Here is a 5,310-nt window from a genome sequence, read left to right as displayed (position 1 = left end):
CGCACGGCGGGCAGCAGCGCCGCGGGCAGCCCCGTGAGGTCGGGCTCGCCGGTCGCGACGCGCAGCGACGCGGCGGCGCCGAAGGGCAGCCGGCCGGTGCCCGCGTGGGCGACGAGGCAGCCCCAGGCGAAGATGTCGGCGGCCGGGGTGGTGGGGCCGCCCGTCAGCACCTCCGGGGCCATCCAGCCGGGCGTGCCGAGGACCGTCCCCGGGACGGCGGTGGCGGCGCCCGAGTCCTGGCTGCGCGCGATACCGAAGTCGATCACCCGGCAGCCCGACAGCGTGAGCATGACGTTGGCGGGCTTGAGGTCGCGGTGCACCAGCCCGGCGGAGTGGATCGCGGCGAGCGCGGACACGACGCCCACGGCCACGCCGTGCAGGTCGGCGGGCGGCAGCGGCCCATTCCCGGTGAGCCGGTCGTGCAGCGAGACGCCGCCGACGTAGTCGGTCACGAGGTAGGGGCGGCCGTCCTCCTCGCCGTGCGCGAGGACGCGGGCGGTGCAGAACGAGGCGACCCGGCTCGCGAGGTCGGCCTCGTCGCGGAACCGGCGGCGGTAGGACGGGTCGCCGGCCAGGTGCGGATGGATCGTCTTCACGGCCACGCGCCCGCCGGAGACGGGATCGGTGCCGAGGTAGACCGTGCCCATGCCGCCCGAGCCGAGACGGCCGAGGAGGGCGTGCCCGCCGACCACGCGCGGATCCGCGGGCTCAAGTGGCCGAATATCTCCGTCCATGCCGTGTTCTAGACCTCCTTGCCGTTCTTCCGCCCGTCCATCCCCATTCGTCGGCAAAGTATGGCGCCTTCCGGCGTGCGGAGAGGAAACGTGGATGTCACGTCGAAGTCGTGTTGAGTGCATCCGGGGAGGGCAGGGTGGAAGACGTCCGGCAGCGGCCCCGTACCGCCGGGTTCGTCACTCGGCAGGCGGGTGGCGGGCGGCTGGCGGACCCGAAGGCCATGTCCGCGAGCGCGGCACCCCAGGGGTGGGAGGCGCCGCGCCGCGGGCATCGGTCGGCAGATTTCCTATTAATCCAGTTGACTTAGTAGGACACTCGGGTCAAGATGATGGTGCGAGTTCCGCACTCGTCGCCCCCGCCGTTCGGGGCGCTCTTACGGTGGGGAACGCCGGGTGACCCGGGGTGGTGCGGCACGGCCCGTCCCGGTCACCCGGCGATGCGCGGGCGCGCTCCCGCCCCCTCCGCCCCCGCCTTCCGCGAGGTTTCACGGGCAATGGCTCGGTAAGAACCACTTTTGCGCACTCCCCCCAGGCGCTGGACCTGGCGCGGCGCCGGCCGCCGCGTGCGACGGGAAGGGGGAGGGCGCCGGGGTGCGGAGTCTCGGGAGCTGGCTGTCGCCCTCGTACTGGACGGTGCGCACCCGGGTGACCATCGCCGCCACCCTGATCGTCGGCATCCTGCTGGTCGTCGGCGTGACCGTCTTCTACCAGGCCGTCCGCAGGACGGTGTTCGAGGAGCTCCACGCGCGCGGGAAGCTCGCCGTCGCCGACCTCGTCACCATCGTCCGCACCGAGGACCCGCGCGGCCGGCTGTCGGTGCAGGACGCCGACTTCTCGCTGCTCCAGGTCGTGGACGACGGCGGGCACGTGCTCGCCTTCAGCGACGCGCTCGCCGGCCAGGGCCCGCTGGACGTGCCGCGCCCACCGGCGCCCGGCCGGACGGTGGCGCGGACGGTCCACGTGCCGGGGGTGTCCGACGACGTCTACGTCGTCAGCGAGCGGGTGCTCACGCGCGACGGCTGGCGCACCGCGCACGCCGGGGCGCCCATCACCGAGTTGACCCGCAACCGGCGGTTCTTCCTCGGCGCCCTCGCGGCGTCGGTGCTGCTCGCCACCGCGGCGGCGGGCTGGATCGTGTCGCTGTCGGTGCGGCGGGCGCTGCGGCCCGTCCGGGTGATGAGCGGTGAACTGGCCGAGATCACCGGCGGCGAGCCCGAGGGCCGGGTGTCGGTGCCGGGCCCGGTCGACGAGGTCTCGGAGCTGGCCCGCTCGGTGAACGTGACGCTGCACCGGCTGGCGGAGGTCGTGGAGCGGCAGCGCGCGTTCGTCGCGGAGGTCTCGCACGAGCTGCGCAGCCCGCTGGCCGGCCTGCGGACCCAGCTCGAGGTCGCGCTCCAGGCCCCGGAGGACGAGGACTGGCCGGCCGTCGCGCAGGCGGCGCTGAGCGACGCCGACCGGTTGCAGGGCATCGTGACCGACCTCCTCATCCTGGCCCGGCTGGGCGCCGGGGTGCCCGTCGAGCGGGAGCGGGTGGACCTCGGCGAGCTCGCGCGGGCGGAGGTGGAGCGGCGCGAGCGCCGGATCCCGGTCGAGGTGGACACCGAGGAGGGGGTCTGGGTCCGGGCCAACCCGGGCCACCTGGTCAGGCTGCTGACGAACCTGCTCGACAACGCCGAGCGGCACGCCCGGACCCGGGTCTGGGTGACGGTGGCGCGGGACGGGGCGTTCGCCGTCCTGGAGGTCCGCGACGACGGCTCGGGCATCGCGCCGGAGGACCGCGAGCGCGTCTTCTGGCGCTTCCACCGGCTGCCCGAGAGCCGCCGCCGCGACCGCGGCGGGACGGGCCTCGGGCTGACCATCTCCCGCGACATCGCGCATGCCCACGGCGGCACGCTCGTCGCCGCGCCCGGGGACGGCGCGCGCCTCGTGCTGCGCATCCCGCTGGAGGCCAGGCCCTACTGAAACGGGGACTGGAACGGGCGCATGGCCGGGGGCTTGAACGGGGGTTCGATCGCGGGTTTGATCGGGGGCTTTATCGGGGACGGAACGCGCCTCACTTCGGGGCGCCGCAGGCCGTACCCGGTGGCCTGCTCGAAGGCGTGGCCGAGCCGCAGGACGGCGAGGTCGGCGCGGTGCCGCCCGACGATCTGCAGCCCGACCGGCAGCCCGTCCGGGGTGAACCCGGCGGGGACCGAGAGCGCCGGGCAGCCCGTCGCCGAGATCAGCCAGCAGGACCGCATCCACTCCAGGTAGTCGGGCATCGGCTCCCCGGCGACCTCCGGCGGGTACTCCAGGGCCGCGTCGAACGGCGGCACCTGGCTCACCGGGAGCAGCAGCGCGTCGTAGCGGGAGAAGAACTCCCGGACGCGGTGGAACAGGGCCGTGTGCAGCGCCTCGGCACGTCCGACGTCGGCGCCCGACAGGGCCCGCCCCGCGGCGATGTTCCGCGCGAGGGACGGCTTGAGGGCGCCCGGGTGCGCGTCCAGCAGCGCGCCGAACGCGAGCTCGAACTGCCAGGCGCGCAGCGTCCGGAACACCTCGTCCGCGCCCGTGAGGTCCGGCGCGGCCTCCTCGACCGCGCAGCCGAGGCCGGCGAACACCTCGGCGGCGGGCTCCAGGACGGCGGTGACGGCGGGGTCGACGGGCATGATCCCGCCGAGGTCGGGCGTCCAGGCGAGGCGGAGCCCCGCCGGATCCCGGCCGAGCGGCCCGGCGAACGCCGTGCCGGGCGTGGCCAGCGCGATCGGGCTGCGCGGGTCCGGGCCGGCCAGCACCGACAGCAGCAGCGCGACGTCCTCCACGTCGCGGGCCATCGGGCCCTGCACGCCCAGGGTCGCCCAGCCCGCCGGGACCGGCCAGGACGGCACCCGCCCGGGGGACGGGCGGAACCCCACGACGTTGCAGAACGAGGCGGGGTTGCGCAGCGAGCCGCCCATGTCGCTGCCGTCGGCGAGCGGCTGCATCCCGCACGCCAGCGCCGCCGCGGCGCCGCCGCTGCTGCCGCCCGCCGACCGCGCCGGGTCGTAGGGGTTGCGGGTGATCCCGAAGATCGGGTTGAACGTGTGGGAGCCGGCGGCGAACTCGGGCGTGTTCGTCTTGCCCAGCGTGACGACGCCGGCCGCCCGCATCCGCTCGACGATCAGATCGTCGGTGTCCGGGACGTGGTCGGCGAAGATCGGCGAGCCGGAGGTGGTGCGGATCCCGGCGGTCGCGTGAGTGTCCTTGTGCGCCACCGGCAGCCCGTGCAGCGGCCCGCCCGCGGCTCCCGCCGCGAGCCGCTCGTCGGCGGCCCGCGCCTGCTCCATGGCCCGCTCCGGCAGGAGCGTCACGATGGCGTTGACCCGCGGGTTGGTCAGCTCGATCCGGTCGAGGTGCGCCTGCAGCACCTCCCGCGCCGACAGCTCGCGCGCGCGGATCCGGCGCACCAGCTCGCGCGCCGGGGCGTACACGATCTCCTCGTGCTCCTCATTGGGCAAGGCTTTCCCCTTCCACCGGAGGCGCCCCCGAGGCCCGCCGGCGGGCGCCCTAGGGTTCGTATCAAGGTAGCCAAAGGGAGCGGCGTGGAGGAGCGGACCGGGGCGCGGGAGTTGCTGCGCCGTGTGCTGGACGGGGGCGCGTGGACGTCCTGGGACGTCCCGGTCGCCGGGCCGCCGTGGCCGGATCCCGCCTACGAGAGGGACCTGGCCGCCGCCCGGGAGCGCAGCGGGTGTGACGAGGCGGTGGTCACCGGGGCGGGCGAGCTGGGCGGCCGCCGGGTCGGGTTCGCGGTGTCGGAGTTCCGGTTCCTGGCGGGGTCGATCGGGACGGCCGCCGCCGGCCGGATCGTCGCGGCCGTGGAACGCGCCACCGCCGAGCGGCTGCCGCTGCTCGCCGCGCCGTGCTCGGGCGGGACCCGCATGCAGGAGGGCACGGCCGCGTTCGTCCAGATGGCCCGGATCGCCGCCGCCGTCATGGCGCACCGCGCGGCCGGGCTGCCCTACCTGGTGTACCTGCGGCATCCGACGACGGGAGGGGTGTTCGCCTCGTGGGGGTCGCTCGGCCACGTGACCGCCGCCGAGCCGGGCGCGCTGATCGGCTTCCTCGGGCCGCGGGTGTACGAGGGGATGTACGGCGAGCCGTTCCCCGCCGGGGTCCAGGTCGCGGAGAACCTGGCCGCCAAGGGCCTGGTCGACGTGGTCGCGGGCACCGGCGACCTCGCGACGATCGCCTCCCGCGCGCTGGACGTGCTGTGCGCGCGCCCGCCCGCGGCGCCCGTCCCGGCGCGGCGTCCCACGGCGGTCCCCGGCGGGCCCGTGCGAGATTCGGCCGTGCGGGACTCTTCCGTGCGGGACTCTTCCGTGCGGGACTCTTCCGTGTGGGACTCTTCCGTGTGGGACTCGATCGTGCGGTCGCGGCGCCGGGACCGGCCAGGCGTCCGGGAGCTGCTCCGGCACGGCGCCTCGCGGGTGACGCCGCTGGCGGGCACCGGGGACGGCGAGGCCGCCCCCGGCCTGCTGCTCGCCCTCGCCCGGTTCGGGAACGCGCCGTGCGTGCTCGCCGGGCAGGACCGCCGCGTCCGGTGGACCGGGCGGGCGCT

At 75.8% G+C, this 5,310-nt stretch carries 4 protein-coding genes; 2 read left to right on the top strand and 2 right to left on the bottom strand.

Features of this window, described 5'->3' with window-relative positions; all coding sequences use genetic code 11:
• On the bottom strand, positions 1-734 hold a 734-nt coding region (locus E1291_RS38730), incomplete at its 3' end, for a serine/threonine-protein kinase (protein ID WP_131743003.1).
• A gap of 591 nt (positions 735-1,325) precedes the next feature.
• On the opposite strand from E1291_RS38730, the gene E1291_RS38725 reads away from it, so the two are divergent.
• On the top strand, positions 1,326-2,696 hold the full coding sequence (locus E1291_RS38725) for a sensor histidine kinase (RefSeq protein ID WP_131743002.1): 1,371 nt from the start codon (positions 1,326-1,328) through the stop codon (positions 2,694-2,696).
• On the opposite strand, the gene E1291_RS38720 is transcribed toward E1291_RS38725, so the two are convergent.
• The gene (locus E1291_RS38720; RefSeq protein ID WP_131743001.1) at positions 2,690-4,210 is read right to left on the bottom strand and encodes an amidase; all 1,521 of its coding nucleotides are present in this window, start codon (positions 4,208-4,210) and stop codon (positions 2,690-2,692) included. The genes E1291_RS38725 and E1291_RS38720 overlap by 7 nt on opposite strands.
• 84 nt (positions 4,211-4,294) lie before the next feature.
• Between E1291_RS38720 and E1291_RS38715 the strand changes: the two genes are divergently transcribed.
• Positions 4,295-5,310, top strand: a 1,016-nt coding sequence (locus E1291_RS38715; protein WP_207401177.1) for an acetyl-CoA carboxylase carboxyltransferase subunit beta, incomplete at its 3' end; no start/stop codon positions are given.

This window comes from Actinomadura roseirufa, from assembly GCF_900659635.1.
GTDB lineage: Bacteria > Actinomycetota > Actinomycetes > Streptosporangiales > Streptosporangiaceae > Spirillospora > Spirillospora roseirufa.
This window is presented reverse-complemented; position numbering and strand designations above follow the sequence as displayed.